14 protein-coding genes and 1 pseudogene are annotated in these 24,874 nt (G+C 72.8%); 6 read left to right on the plus strand and 9 right to left on the minus strand.

Annotation, left to right across the window (positions count from 1 at the left end; genetic code table 11):
* The first annotated feature begins 191 nt into the window (after positions 1-191).
* Positions 192-1,124: a helix-turn-helix domain-containing protein gene (locus tag Ani05nite_RS02460; RefSeq protein ID WP_203763952.1), complete on the plus strand. Its 933-nt coding sequence runs from the start codon at positions 192-194 to the stop codon at positions 1,122-1,124.
* On the opposite strand, the gene Ani05nite_RS02465 is transcribed toward Ani05nite_RS02460, so the two are convergent.
* Complete coding sequence (locus Ani05nite_RS02465) at positions 1,080-1,802, minus strand: pyridoxamine 5'-phosphate oxidase family protein (protein WP_203763954.1); 723 nt, start codon at positions 1,800-1,802, stop codon at positions 1,080-1,082. The genes Ani05nite_RS02460 and Ani05nite_RS02465 overlap by 45 nt on opposite strands.
* A 274-nt stretch (positions 1,803-2,076) precedes the next feature.
* On the opposite strand from Ani05nite_RS02465, the gene Ani05nite_RS02470 reads away from it, so the two are divergent.
* The gene (locus Ani05nite_RS02470; protein WP_203763956.1) at positions 2,077-5,127 is read left to right on the plus strand and encodes a glycoside hydrolase family 9 protein; all 3,051 of its coding nucleotides are present in this window, start codon (positions 2,077-2,079) and stop codon (positions 5,125-5,127) included.
* A gap of 165 nt (positions 5,128-5,292) precedes the next feature.
* Here Ani05nite_RS02470 and Ani05nite_RS42195 read toward each other — a convergent pair.
* A pseudogene (locus Ani05nite_RS42195) lies at positions 5,293-5,625 on the minus strand (hypothetical protein); the annotation flags it as partial.
* Here Ani05nite_RS42195 and Ani05nite_RS02480 point away from each other — a divergent pair.
* A complete protein-coding gene (locus Ani05nite_RS02480; protein ID WP_239129129.1) occupies positions 5,589-6,134 on the plus strand; it encodes a GNAT family N-acetyltransferase in 546 nt (181 codons plus the stop codon). The pseudogene Ani05nite_RS42195 and the gene Ani05nite_RS02480 overlap by 37 nt on opposite strands.
* An 88-nt stretch (positions 6,135-6,222) precedes the next feature.
* Here the strand turns inward: Ani05nite_RS02480 and Ani05nite_RS02485 are convergent, their stop codons facing one another.
* Positions 6,223-6,399, minus strand: a complete 177-nt coding sequence (locus Ani05nite_RS02485; RefSeq protein WP_203763960.1) for a hypothetical protein — start codon at positions 6,397-6,399, stop codon at positions 6,223-6,225.
* A 55-nt stretch (positions 6,400-6,454) separates the two neighbouring features.
* Here Ani05nite_RS02485 and Ani05nite_RS02490 point away from each other — a divergent pair, with 55 nt between their 5' ends.
* Positions 6,455-7,555 (plus strand): hypothetical protein, encoded by a 1,101-nt coding sequence (locus Ani05nite_RS02490; RefSeq protein WP_203763962.1) that lies wholly within the window; start codon positions 6,455-6,457, stop codon positions 7,553-7,555.
* 18 nt (positions 7,556-7,573) lie between these two features.
* Here Ani05nite_RS02490 and Ani05nite_RS02495 read toward each other — a convergent pair whose 3' ends face one another.
* Positions 7,574-8,065 (minus strand): NUDIX domain-containing protein, encoded by a 492-nt coding sequence (locus Ani05nite_RS02495; protein WP_203763964.1) that lies wholly within the window; start codon positions 8,063-8,065, stop codon positions 7,574-7,576.
* Between the two features lie 819 nt (positions 8,066-8,884).
* Between Ani05nite_RS02495 and Ani05nite_RS02500 the strand changes: the two genes are divergently transcribed.
* Positions 8,885-9,334 carry a hypothetical protein gene (locus Ani05nite_RS02500; RefSeq protein ID WP_203763966.1) on the plus strand — a complete coding sequence of 150 codons (450 nt, stop codon included), beginning with the start codon at positions 8,885-8,887 and terminating at the stop codon, positions 9,332-9,334.
* Positions 9,335-9,369: 35 nt separating this feature from the next.
* A complete protein-coding gene (locus Ani05nite_RS02505; protein WP_203763968.1) occupies positions 9,370-10,866 on the plus strand; it encodes a hypothetical protein in 1,497 nt (498 codons plus the stop codon).
* Between the two features lie 121 nt (positions 10,867-10,987).
* On the opposite strand, the gene Ani05nite_RS02510 is transcribed toward Ani05nite_RS02505, so the two are convergent.
* The 5 genes from Ani05nite_RS02510 to Ani05nite_RS02530 form a co-directional block, all read right to left on the minus strand.
* Positions 10,988-13,036, minus strand: coding sequence for an NACHT domain-containing protein (locus Ani05nite_RS02510; RefSeq protein WP_203763970.1), 2,049 nt, complete (start codon positions 13,034-13,036; stop codon positions 10,988-10,990).
* Positions 13,037-13,173: 137 nt separating this feature from the next.
* Positions 13,174-14,799, minus strand: a complete 1,626-nt coding sequence (locus tag Ani05nite_RS02515; RefSeq protein WP_203763975.1) for a hypothetical protein — start codon at positions 14,797-14,799, stop codon at positions 13,174-13,176.
* On the minus strand, positions 14,796-18,968 hold the full coding sequence (locus Ani05nite_RS02520) for a hypothetical protein (protein ID WP_203763978.1): 4,173 nt from the start codon (positions 18,966-18,968) through the stop codon (positions 14,796-14,798). The genes Ani05nite_RS02515 and Ani05nite_RS02520 overlap by 4 nt, the downstream gene beginning before the upstream one ends.
* Positions 18,969-18,971: 3 nt before the next feature.
* A complete protein-coding gene (locus tag Ani05nite_RS02525; RefSeq protein WP_203763981.1) occupies positions 18,972-21,395 on the minus strand; it encodes a hypothetical protein in 2,424 nt (807 codons plus the stop codon).
* Positions 21,395-24,694 (minus strand): DUF6603 domain-containing protein, encoded by a 3,300-nt coding sequence (locus Ani05nite_RS02530; RefSeq protein ID WP_203763984.1) that lies wholly within the window; start codon positions 24,692-24,694, stop codon positions 21,395-21,397. The genes Ani05nite_RS02525 and Ani05nite_RS02530 overlap by 1 nt, the downstream gene beginning before the upstream one ends.
* Positions 24,695-24,874 lie beyond the last annotated feature (180 nt).

Raw genomic sequence — 24,874 nt, forward strand, 5'->3', positions numbered from 1 at the left:
AACGGTGACCGGCCGCGAGCGCCGGCCGGTGGGGTGGGCGGTGACCGTGGGCACTGCCGTAATCACTCTCGACGTACGGTGATCCACCTAACAGGCACGCGACCGGCAACTGACCGGAACTCCCGGCGGTTTGTCCGGTTGACCCACGATCAGACGGCAGACCCGTACGAGCGCCCACCGGGGACGGAGCTGTGCATCGCTACGACGCCTGCCTGGCCGACGAGCTCGTCGCGGCCCGGCGCCGGGCCAACATCACCCAGGAGGAGCTGGCGTTCCGTACCGGGTTGAGCGTGCGAAGCATCCGTAACCTCGAGTCGGCCCGGGTGGTCCGTCCCCGCCAGGCCACCGTCCGGCTGTTGCGCGAAGCGCTCGGCTTACCCGCCGAGCCGCCGACAACCGTCCGGACCCGACCAATGCAGCTTCCATTGGACGTTCCCGGCTTCGTCGGTCGAACGAGGCAGATCGCCCAGCTCGACCGGCTGGTGAAGGGCGATCCGCGCCTGCCGGCCACAGTGGTCGTCTGCACGCTCGCCGGGGCGCCGGGCATCGGGAAGACCACGTTGGCGCTGCACTGGGCGCATCGGGCCGCCCGCCGGTTCGCCGACGGCGTTCTCCACGTCGACCTGGGCGGCAGCGGCCCCGGCGAGTCGGTGATGGCGCCGGGCGACGCGCTGGGCGGTCTCATCGAGTCGCTGCTCGGGCCGGGCGAGGCCATCCCCCGCGCGCTCGTGGCCCGGGCCGGGCTCTACCGGAGCCTGCTGGCCGGGCGTCGGATGCTCATCGTGCTCGACGACGCGCGGGACGCCGACCATGTGCGGCCGTTGCTGCCCGGCGTCGCCGGGTCCGTGGTGGTGGTGACCAGTCGCGACCCGCTCGCCGGCCTCGTCGCCCGGGAGGTCGCCCATCCCATCGCGGTGGACCCGCTCACCCCGGGCGAGGGGCGCAGACTGCTCCGTGCCCGACTCGGCGAACGGCGCCTCGCCGCCGAGCCCGAACCGGTCCGCGAGCTCGTCGAGCACTGCGGCGGCGTGCCCCGATGCCTGGCGGCGGCCGCGGCCCAGGCCGTCCTCCAGCCCGGGCTACCCCTGTCCGAGGTCGTCCGGCGATTGCGGCAGACCGGCTGACCCTCCGGAGCGGTCGACGCGGGTCCCGACCCGCGCGGCCACATGGGCAGGCGCCGGCACACCCGCCGGCAGGGCCGGATCGGCCACCGGCTGCTGCCAGCTGGACACCAGCGGCAGCTCGCCCGCCCAGAGCCCCAGCGCGGCGTCCGGCCCGGCGCCGTCGTCCGGCGGGCCCGACCGGGTCTTCACCGACGCCTCCGCGAGCGGAAGGGCCAACAGCACGGTGGCGGCCAGTTCCCGTCGGTCCGGCCGGCGGGCGTAGTCCCATTGGCCGGGCGAGACGTGCTCGGTCAGCAACCGGAGGCCGTGCAGCTTCTCCGCCGGCTCGGTCACCGGCCGCGGCACCCCGTAGATCATCGCGCTCCGGTAGTTGACCCCGTGCTCGAAGACCGAACGCGCCAGCACCAGACCGTCGACGATCGTGATCGTCACGCAGGCCTCGGCGCCGGTGGTGAGACTCCGGCTCGCCACCGAACCGTGCACGTAGAGGTGGTCGGTGTCGAAGCCGTAGACGGTCGGCACCACCATCGGACAGCCGTCCACCAGCACGCCGAGATGGCAGACCAGCCCGGCCCGAAGAACCTCGAAGAGCGCGCCGCGGTCGGTACGGCCCTTCTCCTTCATCCGGCGCAGCCTGGTCCGGGGTGTCGCGGACAACGGCGTGCCGGCATCGGTCATGGCTGGTTCTCCTTCGTTCGGAGCGAACCTTAGCGCTGGACCGGTTGACGTCCCGCTGCGGCCGCTGCATCTTGCCGGGCCGACAAACTGGCCGTCGCCGGAACCGCCTGGACCGATCGATGGGCAGCGCGCTGCCCCATGATCCGGACGCTCAGCCCGCCCGTCATCCAGGCCGGTCGATTGACTCGCCGAAATCCCGTGGTAACAATAACGCTCGTGGGAGCGCTCCCACACTTCGTCCCCCACCGTTCCGCCACGTCCTGGAAGGAACTCCGTGACTTCATACCTGCGCAGGCGGGCCACCGCGGTGACCGCGGTCACCGCGGCGGCCACGCTGGCGCTGACCTCGTTGACGGTCCAACCGGCGTCGGCCGAACCGACCCAGCACATCCCCAACGGCGACTTCACGACGGGTACGACCGGCTGGTGGTCCACCGACAACGCGCCGCTCTCCGCCACCGGCGGGCAGCTCTGCGCCGAGGTTCCCGCCGGCACCAGCAACGCCTGGGACGTCAGCCTCGGCCACAACGACATCCCGCTCGCGAACGGCGCCGCCTACGAGCTCAGCTTCCGCGCGCACGCCAGCGCGCCGGTCACCGTCCGGGCCAACGTGCAGCTGAACGAGGCGCCGTACACCGCGGCGCTGTCTCGTGCGGTTGCGCTGACCACCGAGGCGCAGACCTTCGACTACACCTTCACCTCCAACCTGGACTCGGCCAACGGCACGTTGACGTTCCAGCTCGGCGGGAGCGCCGAGGCGTACACCTTCTGCCTGGACGACGTGTCGCTCACCAGTGAGGCCGCCACGCCGCCGGCCGGCCCGGAGCAGCTGGAGAACGGCGACTTCGCCGACGGCACCGCGGGCTGGTACTCCTACGGCACCACGGCGACCGGGGTCGACGACGGGCAGCTGTGCGCCACCGTGCCGTCCGGGCTGCCCAACCCCTGGGACGCCGGCATCGGGCAGAACAACGTCACGTTGAAGGCGGGCTCCTCGTACACGCTGTCGTTCGACGCCACGGCCACCCCGGGCGCCACCGTGCGGGCCGCCGTCCAGCTCGGCGCCGAGCCGTACACGTCGTACCTGAGCCGCGACGTCGCGCTGACCCCCACCCGGCAGCACCTGGAGTACACGCTCACCGCCTCCGAGGACACCACCGCGGGCCAGGTCGCCTTCCAGGTCGGCGGGGCCGCCGCGGAGTACCGGCTGTGCCTGGACAACGTGTCGTTGATCGGCGGCGAGGAAAAGCCGCCGTACGTGCCGGAGACCGGGCCGCGCGTCCGGGTCAACCAGGTCGGTTACCTGCCGGACGGGCCCAAGAACGCCACCCTGGTCACCGAGGCCACCGCGGCACTGGACTGGCAGCTCAAGAACGCCGCCGGTGACGTGGTCAAGTCGGGCCGCAGCACGCCGCGCGGGGTGGACGCCGCGTCGGGCCAGAACGTCCACACCATCGACTTCTCCGCTCACACCACCGCGGGGACCGGCTACACGCTCGTCGCCGACGGGCAGACCAGCCACCCGTTCGACATCTCCGCCACTGTCTACCAGCAGCTGCGGTCGGACGCCCTGCAGTTCTTCTCCATCCAGCGCAGCGGCATCGCGATCGACGGCGACCTGTTCGGTGAGCAGTACGCCCGGCCGGCCGGTCACCTGGGCGTGGCCCCGAACAAGGGCGACACCGACGTGCCGTGCCGCGCCAACACCTGCGACTACCGGCTGGACGTGCGCGGCGGCTGGTACGACGCCGGGGACCACGGCAAGTACGTGGTCAACGGCGGTATCGCCGTACAGCAGCTCATGAGCACCTTCGAACGCACCAAGACCGCGGTCACCGCCGCGCACGGGGCCGCGCTGGCCGACAGCACGCTGCGGGTGCCCGAGCGGGGCAACAAGGTTCCCGACATCCTCGACGAGGCCCGCTGGGAACTCGAGTTCCTGATGCGCATGCAGGTGCCGGCGGGCCAGCCGTTCGCCGGGATGGCCCACCACAAGGTGCACGACGCCAACTGGACCGGGATTCCGATGCAGCCCCAGGACGACCCCGAGCAGCGCGAGCTGCACCCGCCGTCGACGGCGGCCACGCTGAACCTGGCGGCCACGGCGGCCCAGTGCGCGCGGTTGTTCGCGCCGTACGACGCGGCCTTCTCGGCCAAGTGCCTCACCGCGGCCCGCACCGCGTACGCCGCGGCCAAGGCCAACCCGGCCAAGCCGGCGCAGGACCTGGGCGGCGGTGGCGGCGGCTACGGCGACGACGACGTCTCCGACGAGTTCTACTGGGCCGCCGCCGAGCTGTATCTGACCACCGGCGAGGCCGCCTTCCTGACCGACGTGACCGCGTCCCGGCACCACACCGGCGACGTCTTCGCCGCCACCGGCTTCGGCTGGGGCAGCACCGCGGCGCTGGGCCGGCTCGACCTGGCCACGGTGCCCAGCGCGCTGCCCGCTGCCGACCGGCAGCGGATCCGCCAGTCGGTGGTCACCGCCGCGGACAGCTACCTGGCGACGCTGACCGCCCAGGCGTACGGGCTGCCGATGCCGGGCGACGCCGGCAGCTACTTCTGGGGCGCCAACAGCAACATCCTCAACAACGTGCAGGTGCTGGCCACCGCGTTCGACCTGACCGGCGCGGCGAAGTACCGCGACGGAGCGGTGCAGGGCGTCGACTACATCTTCGGCCGCAACGCGCTGAACCAGTCGTACGTCACCGGCTGGGGCGAGAAGGCGTCGCAGAACCAGCACAGCCGGATCTTCGCCCACCAGAAGGACGCCAAGCTGCCGCACCCGCCGGCCGGGTCACTGGCCGGCGGCGCGAACGCCGGACTGGACGACCCGTTCGCGAAGGCCCTGCTCACCGGGTGCAAGCCGATGTTCTGCTACGTCGACGACATCGAGTCGTACGCGACCAACGAGATCGCCATCAACTGGAACTCCGCCCTGGCCTGGGTGGCGTCCTTCCTGGCCGACCAGGGAAAGGCTGAGTCGGCCCCGGCGGTGTCCTGCCGGGCCGCCTACACCAATTACGGCGACTGGGCGGACAAGACCGGGTTCACCGCGCAACTGGCCGTCACCAACACCGGCACCAAGACCATCGACGGCTGGACGGTGCGCTTCGCCTTCCTCGGCGGTCAGCGCCTCCGCGAGGCGTGGTCGACCGAGGCGGCCCAGTCCGGTGCCACGGTGACGGCCCGGAACACCACCACGAATCAGCGCATCCAGCCCGGGGCAACGGTGTACTTCGGGTTCAACGCCACCACGCCGGGCGGACCGAACCCGGCGCCGGAGCTGATCACCCTCAACGGGGCAGCTTGCCACCGGTCCTGACCGAGCGGCCCGGCCGGCGCCTGCCGGCCGGGCCTCAGTATTCGTCAGGGTGGTCGAGGCGGTGGACGAAATCCTTGATCGCTTGGACATGGAGCGGCATGCCGGCCAGATTGCAGCGCATGTTGAGGGACTCGGGAGTGTCGTCCGGACGGACTCGGCGTCGACGAGGTGGATGGTCGGCCCGCTGTAGCTGACTCCGGCCGCCCGCACGTGCGCCTGGCTGACGGGCTGAACCATCCCCTTACCGCCGAACCGAGGTAACGGCGCCGAGTGAATGTTGAGGATGTGGTAGGGGTATTCATCGAGCAGCGAGCGCCTGGAATCGATCTCCTCAGGACCGCGGCCATCCAGGTAGGCGCTTGGTATGCCGAGCTTGTCGGCGGAGTCGAAGATCGCGACGTGCGGCCGGTTGGTGGCCGCATAGCGATCGCCCTGGGGCCGTCGAAGTGCTACGAAGGGGCGTGCCTGACGCGACGAACTTCGATGCTGCCACGTCACTGGAGACCCCGCGGCTGCTGTTGCGCCGCTGGCGGGACGATGATCTGGACGGGTTCGCCGCCATCACCGCCCAGCCCGAGGTGATGCGCTACATCCACGACGGCCGCACCCTGGACCGGCCGGCAACCGCGGAACGCCTGGCCAGCTATCAACGGCACTGGGACGAGCACGGCTTCGGCCTGTACGCGGTGGAGATCAAGGAGACCGGCGAGCTGGCCGGCTTCACCGGGCTGGCCGTACCGGTGTTCCTGCCCGAGGTCATGCCGGCCGTGGAGATCGGCTGGCGGCTCGGCCGGGCGCACTGGGGCCGGGGTCTGGCCACCGAGGCGGCCCGGGCCGTGGTCGCCCGTACCCGCGCCCGGCTCGGCCTGCGGCGGCTGGTCAGCATCCACGTCGTCGGCAACGAGGCATCCGCCCGGGTGATGCTCAAACTCGGCATGTCGTTGGACCGCGAGACAGTGCAGCCGGACACCGGCCGCCGGGTGCGCGTCTACGCCATGGACTTGTGAACCGCGTCCAGACATCGAGTCCCGTTCGACAGCCTGGCGCGGAACGGCGATTGCCCGGCCACGACCAAGGCAACCGGACAGCGCCCACCTACCGGGTCAGACCGAACCGTTCGACGATCTCCGGCAGCCAATCCGGCTCGCCGAACCGCAGCCAGAAGTGCACGCCGATGTCGCCCAGGTCGCCCACGCGCCCGCCGCCGGGCTGACCGGGCACTGCGGCCGAGGTGACCGGGAAACCGGACGGACGTCGCCAGTTCGTCCACATCGGACCGGTTGTCCGTCGACCGCCTCGATCGGGTCGTATCGTCTCCGGGGTGTGGATGACCGGCTCGACCCGGAACGACTTCAATACCTTCCGGCAGACGCTCCCACCGCTCCTGAACGGCGATTACCGCATCTGGCCGCGCTGGCGGACGGATCACCTCGACTACCTGTTCCAACTGACCTTCGAAGCGGTGGCCCGGGGCAACTGCGGGGTCGAGGAGCGGCTGCGGGCGCGTTGGGACGACCGCGACGCGACCTTCGCGTTCTACCTGCGCAGCTTCGCCCACGAAGGCCTGGCCTCCGGCTCGCCACGGGGGGAGATGCTGTCGTTCGCCCTGCCCGGCGTCGAGACCGCCTCGGTCGTGCGTGAGCAGCTGGGCAATGCCACGGTTGTGCTGTTCTACAACCCGGCGGGTCTGGCGCTCGCGCGGTTGGCCGTGCCCACGGACGATCACATCCTGGCCATCGCCGCCGACGACACCTGGGCCGGAACCGTGCGCCGGCTCCTCGGGCGCGCCGACCTCGTGGTGCTGGCGGCCAGCGTCATGACCGGCGGAGTCAGGACCGAGCTGACCCTGCTCCGCGAGGCCCACGCCCAGGAACGCACCGTGATCCTGCTGGCCGAGCCGCCGGACAGGATGACGGTGGCCAGCCATGAATGGCTGCACCGCCGACCCCTCGACCGCTCCGCGCCGCGGGCCGGGGCCGGCGATTTCGCGGACTTCCCCTGGGTGGTCGACGGGTGGGACGCCCGCGACCCGGCCGCCACCGCCGCCCTGACCCCGGCGTGTCAGGGCGCCCTCGATGCCGGCCGGCCGGACCCGGTGGGTGATCCACCGGAGCTGCCGTCGATCACGGTCGACAAGGCGACCGAGGCTCGGGCGCTGGAGGCGATCGCCCTGGGCGTCCGCGAGGCCGACACCGGCCGGGCCGAACGGGCCGTCCTGCGGTTCACCGCCGCGGTGTACACCGGCTACGAGGCCTGCTCGATCCCCGCGATGCTCGCCGCCTGCGCCCAGCTGGCGCACTGGTCGGCGGAGCTGGGCGCCCCGCTGGCGAACGACTACCGACAGCTGCACGCGTTGTTCGCCGTCGGCGCCGAGCACGGCTTCGCCGCCATGGCCGCCCGTTACCAGCGGTGGCTCTCGACGGGCTGACCCACCGGAGCCCGACCGCTAGCGGCGGATTCCCGGCACAGGGCGGCCGTCCTCGAGATAGCGCACCCGTTTGGTCTTCCAGGCGGCGCGCACCCGACGTCGGACCGGTCCGCTGAGCAGGGGCAGCGCCGTGTCGATCGGGAGGATCCGGCTCTCGGCGATCTCCACCGGCTGGATGACCACCGTGCCCAGGACGGCGTCGTCCAAGACGCCGCAGTCGAAGAGAAAACGCATGCCGCCCGGACGGCCGGGCCGGGGGCGCAGGAAGTCCACGCACACAAGCCGCCCCGTGGTGACGTCGAGGCCGCACTCCTCCCTGGTTTCGCGGCGACACGCGTCCCAGGGTGACTCGCCGATCTCCACGATCCCGCCCGGAATCGTCCAACCGCCCTTGTACGTCGGCTTCAGGATGAGCAGTCGGCCCTTGCGGCCACGCACCAGAGCCCCGGCGGAGGCCGGGATGGTCGGGAGTACGAACGCGGGGAGCTCATCAGCGTTGCCGTCGCTCATGGAGATCATGCTAGAGCCGCCCCGACCGGATGGACATCACCACTACCCGGGGCGGTACTCGCAGACGGCGGTGGCGTCCTGATCTGGCCTGGCACGACCAGACGGATTCGTGGCGTGGCGTACCCGGTCCGCCGGACCCGGCGCGGAAGCGTCACTCGCCACCGCGCTCGTGCGGGCCACCGGCCGCCCGCCCGCCGGACCGGCCGCCCGCATCGATCGCCCTCGACCGTCCATCCCGCCTGACGGGAACGTTCAGCCGCGTGGAGGCGTACTGAGGCGCACCGTCGGTGTGGTGCCGGTCGTGCCTACCAGGACCAGATCCAGAGCACCCACGGATATGAGCCACCCTCATACGTGCAGTAGGCGTACCCCGGGAACTGGCCGGCCGCGGCACTGCACTCCGGGTAACTCCAATAGGCAGCGACCGGGTGCCAGCTGTCCGCACGCGCCACCGTTGCCGGCGCCTTGCCGGCATGGACACCGGCCTGTGCGGTTCCCGCGGCGCCCACGACGATGGATGCACCGACCGCCGCGACGGCCGCCAAACGCGCCGACATCGACCGCAGGCGGCCTCCCACCATCCGGGCTGACGACAGTTTCGACATAGCTCCTCCCTTCCTTGCTGTCCGATCACTCAATGCTGTGCCGGGCCTGATCCCGATCAACAGGGAGCGGGTCCGGGATTGGTGTGCCCAGGCCGACGTGCTCAGACTTCCCGGGCCGGATGGGCGCAGGCTCCCTGGGGCCCGGGACCGGTCCCCGCCAACACTGGGCGGCCTGGGGTTGCCGCAGGCGACCTACCGAGCCCAGGAGGCACCCATGACCGGACCGACCGGAACGACGATGGTGCGCGGCGCCGGTGCGCTGACCGTCGCGGCGGCCTTGACCGCCACGATGGGCGGCTGCTGGTCGACCCAGGGTGGGTCCGGTCCGCCCCCGCCACCCACCACCGCGACGATCGTGCTCACCACCTCGTTCGCGTCGGGAGGCGCGGTCAAGTGCACCGCCGGGCCGCAATGGAGCGCCACGCCGGTCACGGTCCCGCCGAAGGGCGACGGCACGGCCACCGCGGTCAACGTTGTCGACGATCGTCGCGAGTTCTTCCCGAGCGGTGACCGTTGCCAGGTGCAGCACACGTTCACGTCCCTGCGGCCCGGCCGCTGGCGGGTCTCCGTGACCTCGGTCGGCGACGGCAGCGGGAGCTGCGAGACGGAATTCCCGGCCGGCACCAAGTTCGTCGGGTTCGGCAGCAACTGCCCCGCGCGGTGACGCGTCCGGGCAATCGAAAACCCTCGGAGGGGACCATGACCCACCATCTCTCGATCCGGAAACACGCACCCGTCTGGCTGGTCGCCGCGCTGCTGCTGGCGTCGCTGACCGCCTGCCCCGCGGTCGATCAGGCCGCCGACGCACTGGACAACGCGGTCAGCCTGATCCAGTCCACGCAGAAGACGATTCAGCAGGAGTCCTCGGCCTGGCGCAACGAACTGCCGCAGTTGCAGTCCGACCTGGCGGCTCAGGCGGCGAAGCTGGAAGGGCAGGGCAACGCGGACGCGCAGCAGCTGGTGACCGACACCGCGAACCAGGTCCGCTCGCTCGCCCAGGACACCATCGCGCTGGCCGGGCTCACCGCCGAGCAACTGGTCGCCAAGTTCGGCGCCGAGATCCGCTGCAACGTCGACTTCGTCCGGTCCCGCGTCGAGGCAACGCTCGGTGAACTGGTCAGCCGGATCAAGTTCTGGCAGCAGAAGAAGACCTACCGACCGCCGCCGCAACGGGTCTGCCAGATCACCCCGGACAGCGCGGAACTGCATTCGACCGGGCAGAGCGGCGGCTGGTCGATGACCCAACCGCCGGACAAGATCGTCGGGGTCTACGGCTACGACTTCCGGGCCGACGCGTTGCCCACCGTCGAGCTGCGGAACTCGGCCGGTGTGACCAAGCGCGCTTCGGCCGTCGCGGTCGCCTTCGTGACCCGGTATCAGATCAACCTCAACTTCGGCCCGGAAAGCTTCGACACGCTCGCCACCGGCGACCAGTACGTCGCCGTGTGGCCCGACAGGACGGTGAACGCGATCACGCTCGCCCTGATCGTTCCGGCCAGCCTGCACATCGTCAGCGTCGAGATGCCGGCGACCGTCCGGGCCGTCGCGGACTCGGTGCGGCCCGTGGTGACGGTGCTCAACGATGGCGGATCCGACAGCCACGCCTTCCAGATCACCTGGAGCCCGGGCCCGAACGACCCGCTGAAGACGGTACCGGTGACCAACCTCGGGGCCGGGGAGAAGCAGCGCTACGTGCTGCCTGCCTACACCTACCCCAATGCCGGTTCCCGGCCCACCGACATCCAGGTCGGCTCGAGCGACAGCCGGCACAGCGTCATCGACGTCACCCCGTACGCGAACGTGCCGCACCAACAGGATGAGCCGATCCGCGGACAGTGGCCCGGCTCCGGCGGCGAACCCGGCTACACCAAGAGCGACTGGGGTCTGGATGCGATCACCCTCGGCAACGGCTGCGAGATCGACACGTCGCGGGGCGGGGGCAGCTTCACCGTGCAGGACATCGACAAGCCGGGGATCGAGTACCTGATCTCCTACCCGGCGGGCTATGCCTTCAACTTCGGTGACAACACGATCTGGCGATCGTTCTCGGCGCTGGCGGCGAACTACGACCAGCAGGCGCGGCTGGCCACGCCGGTGGTCACGCTGAAGGGGCTGGGCAGCCACGGCATCTTCGGCTCACGCGGGCCGGAGCGGTTCAACGGCACGTTCACGGTGTACTCGATGTGTCCGCAGTGACCGTGGGCCGGTGACGACGCCGGCCGCCGTCCCCGATCGGGGACGGCGGCCGGCCGGTCGTAGGGGAGGCCGCCCGGCTGCACCGGGGACCCGGTGAATCCCCGCTTCTTCGTCCGCACCGTCAGGCCGGGCTCCCGTCTTCGGCGTCGGCCCGGAACGGTACGTCGCCGGCCAGGTGATCCTGCAGGGCGGCATGCCGGAAGCGATACCTGCTGCCGGACTGTCGGAGAATCCCCCGAGCATGCGCTTCCCGCAGGAATGTCATGAGCTTCCACGGCAGCCGGCCGCGGACGGCGAGCATGAAGCGGACGAGCCCGAAGCGCAGCCATTCGCTGGTGCAGGCCACCAGCGTGCCGCTGAGAACACCGGCGAAGACGCCGGCCAGCACTCCGAGATCCAGAACAATGCCGACGCCGACCAGGGTCATCAGCGCGTACAGCGACACCAGGACGAGCGTGAACCGGCGGTCGTCGCGAAGCACGACCGCGGGGCTCACCGTATGGGCAGGGCTGCCGGCCAGGCTCAAACCGGTGATCAGCAGAGCCATGCCGCCGAAGGTGACGCCCATCAGCAGGCCGACCGCGGGTCCGAAAATCATCCCGAACGGCACGCCGAACGCGGTGGCGAAAAATGCGGTGACCGCGATCGCCACCCAGAACAGCCACGACCGGGCCCGCAAGGTCTGCAACGTCAGCCGGCGGGGCACGGCCAGGTCGGCCCGGCCGCGCAGGCTGGGAAAGGCGAAGCCGCCGCCGAGCAGCAGGCCCGGGATCAGGCCGGGCCCGAGTGCGGTCAGATCCATGCCGGCGATGCGGGCGCCGATCACCGAGATGAACAGCGGCGCCAGCGCGCAGTTGAGGAGCGCGAGATTCGACGTCCGGCTGCGTAGCCGCCACCAGGCGAACTCACGTTCGCCCGTGCGGTTGAGGTCCTCGGCGAGGCGGTTGAGAGCCCGGGTGACGCCGCGGATCAGAGCATCGTCGGCAGGCCGTCCGTGATCGGTCACCTCGTAGGCCGCGGGCACCGCTCCGCCCAGGAGGTGGCGCCGGATCCCGTCCTCGTCGGTCGCCCAGTCGGCGGTCAGCATCTCTGTCGGGTCCGCGCCGTGCTCGCCGTACACGCGGTTCGCCAGCCATGCGAACAGCGGCAGAGTGAGCGTTTCGGTCAAGGGCGTGGGCGACCCGGCGGCGAGACGCTCACCGACCGCAGCCCATCGTTCGTCGTCGCCCAGATAGGCCGCCACGTCGGCGGCGCGGAGCGGAACGATCGACGTGACGCAGGTCTGACCGAGCCGCACCCCGGCCTCGGTCGCCTCCTTGTACGCCGAGGGAGTGGCCATCAGGACGAACCCGCGATCGCGGGGCAGGACGACGTCGATCTGCCGCAGGGCGGCGGCAGCGGCCGCGGGTCCCATCTCTTCGAAGCCGTCGAAGACGGCAAGGATCCGGTTGCGGTTGATCAGTTCCGCGGCGAGCGTACGCCGCTTGCCGTCCGGCGCCAGCACCTCGTCGCGCAGGTTCAGGTTCTGCGCGCACAGCTGCCTGGCGAGCCAGGCGTCGATTCCCTCACGGTCCGGCTCCCACGAGGAGATGGAGATCAATGTCGGCACCGGAGCCGGCTTGGTCCAGCGCTGGGCCAGATCGCGGGCCAGGCGCAGCGCGAGTGTGCTCTTGCCCGAGCCCGGGGCGCCCAGGATGACCACGCGCCCGGGGCAGGCCGGGTCGGTGAAGGCGTCCGCCACGTCACCGAAAACGCCGTCCGGGAAACACGGCTCGCTCTGACCGGCGCGGCGCTGCGCCCGCCACCGTGCCGTCAACCCGCGCGCCTCCCCTGTCATCGACCAGCGAATCGGCAACGGTGACGGATCGTCCACCCGGTAGAAGTCGTACTCGGCACTGCGCCGGGCGAGCTCCGCGTCCGCGAGGGCCTCCGCCGCTTCGTCGAGCATCGCCGGCGTGACCGGGATCAGCCGACCGCCGAGCCACCACCGCCACAGGGCCACGACGGAAACGAGGACTGCTACCACGAGCCCGAAGATGCTGGCCCACTGATCGGAGTTGGCGCGTCCTTCGTGGACGCTGAAGGCCACCCCGGCTATGGCCAGCCCCACCATCGAGGGAATGAGCAGCAGCGACCAGATACGCGAACGCCGGTACCGGAGGAATGCCACCCGGCAAGGATCGACATCAACCGGCCGGCCGTCAAACGGTTCCCCCGTTCGAGACACCGCGTCTCGTCTTCGACCCGGGCCTGCTCATCCGCGCCGCGACAGCGCTGTGCCCCCCGAACAGCGCGCCGGCCCGCTCCTCAGGGGTCGACCACGTCGAAGCGCAGGTCCGGAGCCAGGTCGGTCTGGCGCGGAATCTTGGCCCGGCCGATCCAGAAGTGCAGGCTGCCGTCGATCGCCCGGGCCGACTGCCACGAGCGGACGACCTGTACGCCCTCGCTGGGCACCTCGTTGTCGTGCAGGCGCTTGCCCGGCAGCAGCTCGCCGAGCACCCGGCCGCCCGGGCGGGCATCGCGGGCCGTCCACAGGGTTCCGACCGCGAGCCGGCCGGCTTCATCGGCGACCGGAACCAGGGGAAACCAGTTCCGGGCCAGGCTCACCGGCGCGAGGGTCCAGCTCGTACCGGTCGCGCTCGCGGAAGGCCCGGGCTCGGCCGGCGCGGCCGGCGGCCGGCTGCCGCCGAGCGGGGCGGGCACCCGGGTCTCGATGGCCCAGGCGAGGTTGGCCTGCTCGTCGCGCAGGAAGTGGACCTCCTCCAGCGGTTCGCCGTCGAGGACCAGGTTGGGGGCGGCGTTGACGAACACCGTGCCCAGGCCGTCGGGGGCCTGCGGGTCGTCGGGTCGGAACAGATTCCACCGGCCGGCCGGGCGCTCCGCGGTGACCGTGTCGCCGAAGCAGTCCGTGATCACCACCGACTGGATCTGGCAGACTGCGTGGGCCGGCAACGGGAGGGGCACCTGGCACCAGTCGTCGCCGTAGCTGAGCGCGAACTCCAGGGCCATCATGGTCGCCGTCGACGGCCGGCGGTCGGTGCGGGTGAACAGCTCGAGCAGGTCGAAGTTCAGGCCGGGGTCCTCGAAGCTCCAGAAGCGGTTGTTGGGCATGCCGGCGAACTCCAGCGGCACCGGCAGGCGGTGAAGGCGCGTGACGCCGGTCTGCCCGGTGAGCCCGAGGCTGACGTGGCCGACGTCGAAGGCGTACCAGTCGAGGGTTCCCTCGACGTACTCCGGCACGTCGAGAACCACCTCGCCGTCGCCGACCACGCCGCCGGCCGAGAGCCGGTACTCCAGCTGCTCCGGATCCCAGTTGCCCTGGCCCCGGGCCGAGTGCTCCCAGATGCCCGTGCCGGCCTGCCAGGCCTTCAGCACGTCGAGCTCGCCCGGCGCCAGGACGGTGGTGGTGTCCTGCCCGGAGACGATCCGGGCCACCTGGCCGCCGATCAGCCGCGCGTCGGGAACCCGGCCGGCCATGGTGTCGTACCAGTCGCGGACCTCGTCGTCCAGGACCGCCCGCGCGGGCGGGACGAACCGGCCACGGCCCGCCCAGACGTCGGCCTGCGCGGCCAGGCCGGCCGCGCGCAGCAGACGCTGCAGACGCAGCCCGCCCGCGGCGCGCATCCGCAGGTTCTCCAGGCCGTCGTTGGCGACCGCCTCCTGCTCGATGACGGCCTCCAGCGGCGAGCGCCCGAGCCGGATCTCCGCCGGCTCCTGCCCGCCGGCCGCCGCCCGCATCCGGGACGGCTGGGCCTGCGCGAGCGTGACCTCGATGTCGACGGGGCTGCTGCCGCCGTCGTGGTGGAACTCGCCGAAGTGCAGCTGGCGGAGCAGGAACCACACGGGATCGAGGACGGGTGCCTTGAGTTCGGCGGCCATGGTCGCGTCGTAGCCGATCGGGACCATCTGGACCCACTGCTGATAGTCGCTCATGTGACCGGTCCCGCGCTTCCTGCCAGGTCGTAGGAGATGCCGGCGCCGTCGGTACGGTGCCCGAGGTGGATCATCGGGTTGTAGAGGATCAGGTGGCTCTGGCGCATGATCAGGGCGTCCAGGGTGGCCTTGAGCGTCGCGGCCAGCGTGTCGGTGGTCCAGAGGGGCACGCCGGGGTCGGGGGCGACGGCCAGCAGCACAGCCTGCGGGGCGCGGCTGTTGGGCCCGTTGTGGTGCACCGCGAGGCTGGTGTCCCGCTTGGGTGGGGGAACCGCGTCCGCCCAGGTGTCGACCAGGAAGCCACCCAGCGGCCGGTTCGCCACGACGCCCGCGGGAGCGTGCAGAAGCAGGGACAGCCGGCCCGCGGCCGGCGCCTTGAGGCGCGGATTGGTCCACTGCAGCGCGATCCACGGATCGTCGGCGACGAACGGGGCCTGGGCCACCCGCAGCGCCGGCGCCGAGGCCCGTCCCGTGATCTCGGCCATCGCCAGCACGTCGTCCAGCGGGGTCAGGCCCGGGCGGAGCCGCCCCATCGACGTCAGCCAGGCGGCGCACGAGGCGACGTCGACGCCGGCGAAGCTGTGCTGCGGTGGCGTGGCCGCGGTCGCGAGCACCGTCGCATCCGGAGCCGTCACCGCGACCAGGCCGAGGATGCCCTCGCCGAGCAGGGCCCGCAGGCGGTCGCGCGGCTCGGTGCGGGCGGCCGCGGCGGCCAGCCGGCCGCGAACCGCCGCGGCCAGCGCGTTCTGGTTGCCGGGGCCCGGCGCCGCGTCCAGCGGCACGCCGGCCAGCACGATGCCGAAGCCGGCCGCCTCCCGCAGGACCGTCGCCGGGGCGCCGGCGGGAACGAGCGCGTCGCGTAGCCGTTCGAGCCGGGTCTGCGCCGCCGTGACCCGCGCGGGCAGATCGCCGTCCCCGCCGCTGGTCGCCGACGGTGAGCCCGGCAGGGCCAGCGCGTCGGTGGTGAGCGGTTCGGCCCGGGCGATGAGCCGGGCCATCCGGTTGCCGAGCCTCAGCAGGTCCTTCCAGACCAGGTCGGCCCGTACGCTCGTCCCGGTCAAGCCCTGGCGCTGGGCGCGGGCCTGGGCGAGGATCCGGGCGGTCAGCTCGGCGCCGGCGTCGGCGGTGGCCGCCACCACGTCGACGGCGCCGACGCCGAGGCGGTCGAGGCCGACGGTGACGGTGACCGGCTGCCCGGCAACGGTTCCGCCGACGGTCACGGTGGTGCCCGTGGCCGGGCCGAGCACGTGACCGCACCAGGCGTCGAGGAGCGGGTCGGCGTCGGCGCGGGGCGTGTGCGCCACCGGCCAGCCCGGCGCGGCCTGTCCGGCCGGCACCGCGGCGGCGACCCGGTAGGTGATCCGCGTACCGAGCTGCGGCGACTCGGTGACCTCGAGCCGGGGCGGCACCTCGCCGCGCACGATGTCGTCCAGGTCGACCAGCGCCCCGGCCGGATTGCCGCGCACGAGCTGATACACCGCCTCGGCGGTGAGCGCGTCGGCGAGGGCGTCGAAGCTGCTGTCGAGCTCGGTCAGCGCCGCGGCGAACGCGGCGTCGGTGATCGCCGGCGGCGCGGCGCGCAGGGCCAGGCCGTCGAGGATCCCGCTGCTGAGCCCGCCGGGGAAGTCGCGCCGCAGCCGGGGGAGCAGGGCACCCCCGCCGGCCTGCAGCAACCGGCGCTCGAAGCGGGCGCCGAGCAGCTCCTTGAGGGTACGGCCGTTGCGCACGCCGTTGACCAGCCAGTGCGCCAGGCGGACCCGCCGGGACGACAGGTCGATGTCGGCGTGGCCGCTGTCGGCCCGGTCGGCGCGTAACGCCGCGCTGCGCAGCACCGCCGCCACGGCGGCCTGATCGTGCGAGGGCGCGTGGATGAACTCGGCGGTGAACTCGGGCGCGTTCCGGCTCGACCGGACGTTCAGCAGCCAGCCGAAGCCGCCCGCGACCACCCCGGACGGGGTCGTCCGGCGGAGGCTGTTCAGCCGGTGGGTGGCCAGCGAGATCTGCCAGGCGTCGTGCCGGGTGTGCCCCAAGGTCAGCACCGGGTAGGCGAAGTCGTCCATCCGCGCGGCCGGCACCTGCGCCAGCGTGGTCAGGGCCGCGCGGAAGGCCACCAGCCGGGGCTGGCCCGGGCAGGTCCGCGGCGGCGCGTCGAGGCTCACCACCGACGCGACGATCTTCTGCGTCGCGGCCGCGTCGATCGGGACGGGCGGCTGACCGACCGGGTCGAAGCAGTGGAGCAACAGGTCGAGCCAGACCGCCCGGTCGGCGGCCGCGGCGGTCCGGGCGCCGTCCAGGAAGGCGGTCCCCAGCAGCGCCGCCTCGCCGACGGCACGGGCGAACCGGGCCCACTCCAACAGCGTCGTGTAGCGGGCGATGCGACTCAGCACCGAACGCGGCGGCGCGGCGGCGCGGATGGCGTCGGGGCGCGCGGTGGCCAGCGTCTGCAACTCCGCCGGGGTCGCCGGGTCGCCGAGCCCGCGCGGCGGGATCTTGTCCATGTCGAAGATCCCACCGTCGGTGGGCCAGTTGTAATCGCCGTCCAGCTTGGACAGTGCCCCGTCGGCCCAGGTGGCCGGCAGGGCTCCGCCGCTGTGCTCGTTCAGCCAGTGCGCGTCGGAGACCCATTCGGAGAAGAACGGGGTGCCCGGCGCCATCAGGGCCTCGACGAACGTCGAGGGGCGGCCGGTGAACGTCAGGATCTCGCCCGGGCGACCGGCCACCGCGTGCGTGCCGTCCATGACGTGGGGGATCGTCCGGATCAGCGTGAGGAGATGGGGTTCCATGTTCTCGGCGGCGGTCGCCTGGAACGCCTGCAGGTCGGTGACCGGCAGGATCGCGTACGGCTGATCGCCGACCCGGATCGCCGGTACCGGCCCGGCGGCCGAGACGTGGTCCAGGAAATGGGTACGCAGCGCGTCGACCCGGGCCGCGTCCAGACCGAGCAGGTCCTCGAGGAAGTGGCCGAGGACCGGCATCCACAGCAGGGTCTGCATGGCCCGGGAGATGTCCGGCTCGTAGCCGTCGGGCTCCAGGTGGATGCGCGCCGTGGCCCCCGAGAACGCGACCGGGGCCAGCACCTCGGGGCCGATGCCCAGCGCGCCGGCCGCCCGCCGGCCGTTCGAGGACAGGGCCGCGTTGTAGGTGCGGGGTCTGCGTTCCAGGGTGAACGCCTGATCGACGGCCTTGGCCGGGGTGGGCCGGCCGGCCTGGCCCGAGGGGCTGTTGTTGGTGGGCGTGTTCTGCGGCACGAACGCCAGCCCGCGACCGTAGCGGTGCCCGGTGAGCAGGGCCTCCAGGTCGGCGCGGCCGGAGGCGGCGCCGCCGCCGCGTACGCCGAACACGTACAGCTGGTCGATCTGGTCGAGGTCGTTGGGGACCGGGATCTCCATCGCCATGCCGGCGGCGACCGCGCTGGGGAAGTCGGCCATCCACCGCATCCGGCGCGGCAGCTGGATCGGCCGGCCGTCGACGTTCTGCACCAGCGCCACCTCGCTCGCGGTGGTGTCCAGACCGGTGATCAGCGGCTGCACGATCGGCGGTCCGACGTGGACGACCACGCGGGCGCCGGCGCGGTAGCCGATGACCACCCAGCGGTCGGGCAGCATCGCCGCGGTCGGCACGAACGGGTGGGCCGGATCCTCGGCGGTGACCGCCGGGAAGATCGGCACCACGCCGGGGGCCAGGGCGGCGAGGTTGGTCGGCGTCAGCGTACGGGCGACCCAGGCGGCGCGCTGCGGCCCGAGGGCGCCGGCCAGCGTCTGCCACGCGGCGAGGTGAGCGGCGTCGGTGGTGGCGTCGGCCTCCGCGTTCCAGAACCGTTGCCCGGCCTCCTGTTCGGCCGGGGTCAGGGCCGGGTCGTGGCTGGACTGGGTGATGGGCTCCGGCCAGACCCGCAGCCGCAGCCGGTGCTGGGCCGGCTCGAGCTTGGCCTCCAGCGCGACCGGGAACAGTCCCAGCACCTCGGTGGTCCTCGCGGTGGCCAGCAACTGGTCGGCGGTGACGAGAACCTCGGCCTGGTAGGCGTTCCAAGCCGTCGCGAGCGCGGCGAGCGCCCGGTCGAGGGTGGCCTGTGCGGCCGGGACCTGCGGTGCCGGGGCGGAGGCGAGCGCCTGCCGGGCGGCGGCGACCGCCTGCTCGAGCGCCTGGATGCGGGCCAGATCGAACGCCATGTCTCAACTCTCCGGACGGACGAGCGCCGTCCCGTGCAGGAAGGCCCGAAACGTGCGCTGCTGCAGGACGTTGGCGACGCTGGCCCCGTTCGCGGTGGCGAAGGAGAATCCGATGGCCGGGATCGCCGGCAGGCCGCTGGCCCGCGCGTAGGTGTCGCCGGCCGGCATCCGGACGTGCGACCAGCTCAGGTTGCCCCGGGCCGGGTCCGGCGCCGGCGTGACCGGCGGGTCGAGGCCGAAGCGCGGGTCGACCGGGTTCTCGGCCAGCATGATGAACCAGCCGGCCGGGCCGCCCGGATGATGCTGACCGATCATCGCCGTCAGGGTCAGCCCGGCGAAGCCGACGTAGAGCAGATCGTCGCCGATCAGCGTACGGATGATCGGCAGCTTGAGCGCGGCCGGATCGCCGCTGGGCCGGCGCTTGCCGTCGCTGCCCCAGACGGCCGGGACGGCCGCGACGACCAGGCTGGGGCAGCGGTGGACGATCTCGCTGCGCAGAAGCACGCCGGCGTCCATCGGCGTGCTGTTGCCGCCCAGCGCCGTGGTCGCCGGCCAGCTGGCGATGGCGGGGATGTCGTCGGCCTGATCGGTCCTCCGCCAGAATCGCCGGAAGGCGGTGGCCCGCGGGTCGGCGGGCAGGCCGCGCCACAGCAACTCGCGGTTGAGCTCCTGGTTGGCCCCGACCAGGAAGGCCTCGACGAATCCCCGGTCGACCTCGACGCCGAGGATGGTGTCGGGCCTGATCTCGGCGGTCGACGGCAGGAGCAGCGCCCGGAACCGTTCGGCGAGGATCTCGGCGAGCGGGGTGGCCAGGCGGGGCGCGAAACGGCTCCCGTGGTAGGCCGGATCGCCCGGGGCCAGCAGGGCCTGGGTGTCGGCCACCGGCGGTGGCTTCCCGCCGACCTCGGACGGCGGCGCGGCCGCGGCCGCCACCGGCGGCCCGGGCGGGGCGCCCCGGGTGAGCATGACCGCGGGTGGAAGGGAGACCGCCGGTGCCAGCGGAAGGGCGGCCCGCGGCGACGGCGCGAGCCGCAGGCTCTGCCCGTCGTCGTTCACCGTCCGGGCCTGGATGCGCCAGATCTTGTTGGTGGTCCGCCGGCCGACGGCGGTACGCAGGCCGACGCTGGGCGCATCCGGTACGGCCTGGGCCACCACCGGGCCGAGCACGCGCGACGCCTGCTCGATCGGCGCCTGCTGGAGCCGGCCCTTGACCTGGTTCTCGACGATGGTGGAGAGCTGCTGCAGGCGCTGCTGCCGATCGGCCTCCCGGTAGGCGGCGAACTGCTCCCAGATGGCGGCGACCAGCTCCTCCTGCCGCTCGCGGACCAGATCGGCGCCCAGGCCCGCGGCCGCGCGGGCCATCGGGGTGAGGTTCAGCGCCGGCGTCCAGGCGGTGATCGGATCGAGCGCCCGGCCGGCGACCCAGGGCTCGCCGAGGAACGGCGGGCCGACCACGGGACCGTCCCCGGTGCCCGGCGCGAGCGCGGCGCGGATGCCGGCCACGATGGCGGCCGGCCGGGGATCCACGCTCGCCTGTTGCGGGCGGCGCAGTGGGGGCTGCCAGTCGACGACCACCGGCGTGTCCCCGCCGGCCAGCCGCAGGGCGAGGGGCCGGCGTGCGTCCGCCGGGGCCGGGGCCGGGCCCAACCGGCGCAGCATCGACTCGATGTCGCCGGCCTCGCCGGTGGTGAAGCTCCAGGTGTAGTACACCGGCAGCTCGGCCGGGAGGGCGGTGGCGCTCCAGGCCAGATCCCGGGCGCTCGCGGCCGGGATGGCCTCGGGGTCCTCGCCCAGACCGGCGACCACGCCGGCGTGATAGGTGGGCACGAGGCAGGCGAGGTAGCGCCGGTCCGGCAGCAGCCGCCGCGCCGCGACCAGCCGGGAGATGGTGCGATCCGGCGCGGTGGCCAGGGTGTCGGCGATCTGCGCCTGGGTGTCGCAGGTGACCTGCGCGTGCGCCCAGGCCCAGGCCTCGGTGAGCAGCGGCAGTTCGTGCGCGGCGACCGCCGGGTCGAGGCTGAGGATCCACTGGCTCTGGCCGGTGGCGCCGGGCCGCAGGCTCACGCCCGGCTGGTCCTCGACGACGATCAGGCACAGCCAGGGGATGAGCCGGTTGGCGCCGGCCGGCGTCGGGCTGAAGGCCCACGGCAGATCGGGGGCGTCGAGCTCGACGGTGGGGAAGAACTCCGGCTCGGCCCGCCGGCTGTTCGGCGCGGGCAGCACCCGCAGCACCTGCGCGGCGTCGATGCCGACCACGTCGCCGGGCCCGAGCAGATCGAAGCGGGTCACGGTGTCGTGGGCCGGCCGGCCCGGCGCGGCGACCCGGGTGGTGACCCGCGTCTGCGGTCGCCAGCCCACGGTCGCCGAGAAGCCGTCGCCGGACGGCCGGAAGCCTTCCCGCACGTAGGGCAGATACCAGAGGATCACTACGCCACCTCCCGGATGGACCAGCCCGCGGTGAAGGCGCGCGCCGGAGCCAGGGCCGGCAGTGCCACGGACACCGTCTGGGCGGCGGTGAGCGGCGGCAGCGTCACCGGCCCGGACACGGTGGTGTCGCCGTCGATGACGAGGTCGTCGGTCGCCGTGCTGTCGATCGCGACGGCCGCCGCCGGGACCTCCCAGTCGGCGCGGCCCAGGCGCGCGCCGCAGACGAGCCCGTTCCGGAAGGGACGCTCCTTGGACGGTACGGCGAGGAAACGCTGCTCGGGAAAGACGTCGGTGAGGTCGTTCAGCCTGGTGATGCTGCCGGTCGAGGTGGTCGTCAGCGTCCAGATCCCGGCGTCGGTCAGCGGGTTGCCCTCCATGGTCTCGATCCGGGTGCCGAACGGCAGCTTGCTCTGCCGTACCTCGACCTCGTCGCGGGGGGCCAGCGCGCTCGCCCCGGTCCGGAGCTTGACCGGCAGTGCCCGCAGGCGCAGCGGGGTCCAGTTGGCCGGTTCCGCCATCTCCGCGCCCAGGATCTGACCGGCCGACTGCGGGGTGGCCCCGATCGAGCCGCGCTCGCCCCATTCGAAGTGGAAGCTCTTGGAAATGCCGAAGATCCAGACCCGCCAGCTCACCGTGCCGGAGAACGACCACGGGCCGGGCCCGGACAGCGAGCCGTCCAGGCCGGCCGAGAGGAGGTCGGCGCCGAAGACGCTGACCGTGACGCGTACGTGCAGGTCGGCTTCCAGGTGCAGCGACGGGCTGGTCATGACCAGCACGTTGAACGCCAGGTCGCCGGTCACCCGGCCCCAGCTGCAGCCGACCACGGCATGGGCGGCGGCGCCGAACTGCATGCTGGTGGAGGAGATCGCGAAGTACTGGGTCAGGTCGATCTGGACCGCGGAGATCGGGTTCCAGTGCACGGTGACCCGCGCGGGTTCGATCAGCCCGGCCGGGATGTAGGGCCGGAAGGCCGGGTGGAAGCCCCCGATGGTGAAGGCGAACACCCGACCCGGGCCCCAGCGGAGGAAGAAGGCGGCGCCCCCGCTGACCTGGATGGTGCCGAACAGCTTGGCCTCGATGAGGGTGATGGAGAAGCGGGCCGTCCGGTTGCGCAGGTCGGCCACGGCCTCGACCGCGGCGCGGATCCGCAGCGTCGAGTCCCGGGTCAGGGTCGGGAAGCCGATCCGCACCGTGCCGTACAGCGCCACCTTCTGGGCGTTGAGCTGCAGCAGCAACGCCAGCCGGATGCGCGCGTTGACCTCGGCCTTCGGCCCCCACTCGAGCTCGGCCATCGGGCCGGCCACGTGGCTGTCGACCGCGGGCGGGAAGAATCGCTCCACACTGGACAGCAGCTGCGGCAGGCGGGTGGCGGGATCGTCCGGGAACAGCAGGTCGTCCAGGCTGCCCCGGACGCCGTAGGCGGCGTCGCGCAGGGCGTCGGTGTCCATGCCGCGGTGCAGGGCCAGCAGTCCGCCGAGCCCGGTGAGCCGGAAGCCCCAGCCGAGCTCGATCGGGGAGAGGTGCCCGGCCAGGATCACCAGCAGCGACCAGTGCCGGCCGGCCGAGCCGGTCTGCAGCAGGCCGAACGCGGCGATGTCGATCGTGTCGGCGATCTTGATGTGCAGGGCCCCGGTGTAGCGGCCGAGTGCCGGCTCGCTGGTGAAGGATCCGCCGCCGGTGACCGCCGGAGCGGTGACGGCCAGGCCCAGGCCGGCGGGCGGCTGGAAGTCGGCCGCGAGCTCCGCGATCCCGAGGTTGCCGCCGTCGTCGGGGAAGGTGAGCCGGCCGGCCAGGCCGACGCCCTCGACAGCGATCCGCACCGGGCCGATGGACGCGGACAGTCCGGCGGAAACCTCGACGCTCAGCCGGCCGTCGCTGCTGCGCAACCCGGTGCGCACGTCGGTGAGCGTGACGCCGCCCAGGGACAACCCGAGCGGAAGGTACGCCTCCGGGCCGGCGCCGCCCCGAAGCCGGAAGCCGGTACGGCTCGACCAGATCAGGCCCAGGTCGAAGGCGGCCCGGAACCCCTGCGCCGGCAGCAGACTGCTCACGAACCCGTCCGCGTCGCCCCCGGCCAGCACCAGCGCCCCGTCGGCGGCGTCGGCCGAGATCTCGATGCTCTGCCGGGTGAGCTGGAGATCGGCGACGGCCGCCACGGTCAGGGCGCCGAGCTCCAGCCGGGTGCCGGTGGCGGACCCGAGCCGGAAGGCGGGCGTGCCCGCGACGGCGATGCGCTGCAGGGTGAGCTGGGCGCGCGCACCGTGGACCGGGCCGGTCGCGGGCGCGAGGCCCAGGCCGTCGGCGGTGATGACGAAGGCGGGCAGGACGCCGTCGGCGGTCAGGCCGACGGCCCAGTCGCCGCGCCGCTCGCTCCAGGACGTCGCGCTGTTCAGGGTCACGATCAGCCCCCGCACGCCGCCCGGGTGCTCGGCGGACGAGGCCAGGACGGCCACGCTCAGCCGCGGCGCGGCCGGTGGGCCGCCGGCCGCGGCCGGCCCGGGCAGCGCGAGGGTGAGCTGCGGAAAGTAGCGGCGTTGGAACGCCGAAAGGTCGGGCGGCGGTGGCGGTGGCGGCGGTTCGGGGTCGCCGGTGCCCGGCTCCGGCGGCCGGGACTCCGGGAAGGTCTCGCCGATGTCCACCTCGTCGCTCGGCGGCGCCGGCGGAACCGGGGGAGCGGTGGGATCCCACAAGCCGATGGCCGAGGCCAGCCCGAGAGCCCGGGCCAGCTCGTGCACCACCGCGAACAGCTCCGCGGCGGCCCGGTGGGTGTCGGCCGCGCGGGCCAGCCCACCGGGCAGATAGGCGGCTTCCAGCGTGCCGAGCGGATCGTCGAGGAACCCCGCGATCCGATCGGTCCGCAGCACGTCCCGCCGCCACGGGAGGCGCACCGTGCCGGCGTCGACGACCGGCACCGCTGTCGCGCGCTCGGCCGGATCGACGAGGGTCAGCAGATCGCCGGCGCGCAGCAGCCGCGGGTGCTCGGCGCGCAGGTAGAGCCCGAGCAGGAGTTCGGTCAGCTCGCGTCCCAGGCCCCGCAGCCGCGCCGCCGCCTGCGGATCGGCGACCACCCGCTCCAGGCCGCGCAGGGCCGACATCACGCCGCGACTGGCCTGAAGGAGCTGGGCCAGGCCCGACCAGGACGCCAGCGTGGCGTCGTCGAGGGCGGCGAGGTCCGCGGAGAGCCGGGCCAGGCGCCGCAGTTCCGTGGTCACGGCCGGGTCGGTCCCGGTCCGCCCGAGCGCGGCCAGCAGGCCGGCCGCGCCGGCCGGCGTGGACGCGCTGCCGAGCGGGGCGAGCATGCGGGAGAGCTCGTCACGCAGCCAGGATGCGAGGTTGTCGGACAGAGTAGGGCCCCCTCATCGGTTCGTCGTCGATGGAGCCAGCCTGGCTTCGCAGTATTCAGCAGAGGGAGCGGTGCGGGCAGGGAGCGATACTGTCCGATTGCCTACAAGGGATCGCCGCCGGAAGCTATACGTTTC

Origin of the sequence: Actinoplanes nipponensis (assembly GCF_016862275.1) — a bacterium.
Taxonomy (GTDB): domain Bacteria; phylum Actinomycetota; class Actinomycetes; order Mycobacteriales; family Micromonosporaceae; genus Actinoplanes; species Actinoplanes nipponensis.

Excerpts from the sequence above, each read along its gene's own strand:
- Ani05nite_RS02465 (WP_203763954.1), bottom strand. The coding sequence starts at position 1,802 with ATGACCGATGCCGGCACGCCGTTGTCCGCGACACCCCGGACCAGGCTG.
- Ani05nite_RS02485 (WP_203763960.1), bottom strand. The coding sequence starts at position 6,399 with ATGTGGACGAACTGGCGACGTCCGTCCGGTTTCCCGGTCACCTCGGCC.
- Ani05nite_RS02490 (WP_203763962.1), top strand. The coding sequence starts at position 6,455 with ATGACCGGCTCGACCCGGAACGACTTCAATACCTTCCGGCAGACGCTC.
- Ani05nite_RS02495 (WP_203763964.1), bottom strand. The coding sequence starts at position 8,065 with ATGAGCGACGGCAACGCTGATGAGCTCCCCGCGTTCGTACTCCCGACC.
- Ani05nite_RS02500 (WP_203763966.1), top strand. The coding sequence starts at position 8,885 with ATGACCGGACCGACCGGAACGACGATGGTGCGCGGCGCCGGTGCGCTG.
- Ani05nite_RS02505 (WP_203763968.1), top strand. The coding sequence starts at position 9,370 with ATGACCCACCATCTCTCGATCCGGAAACACGCACCCGTCTGGCTGGTC.
- Ani05nite_RS02515 (WP_203763975.1), bottom strand. The coding sequence starts at position 14,799 with ATGAGCGACTATCAGCAGTGGGTCCAGATGGTCCCGATCGGCTACGAC.
- Ani05nite_RS02520 (WP_203763978.1), bottom strand. The coding sequence starts at position 18,968 with ATGGCGTTCGATCTGGCCCGCATCCAGGCGCTCGAGCAGGCGGTCGCC.
- Ani05nite_RS02530 (WP_203763984.1), bottom strand. The coding sequence starts at position 24,694 with ATGCTCGCCCCGCTCGGCAGCGCGTCCACGCCGGCCGGCGCGGCCGGC.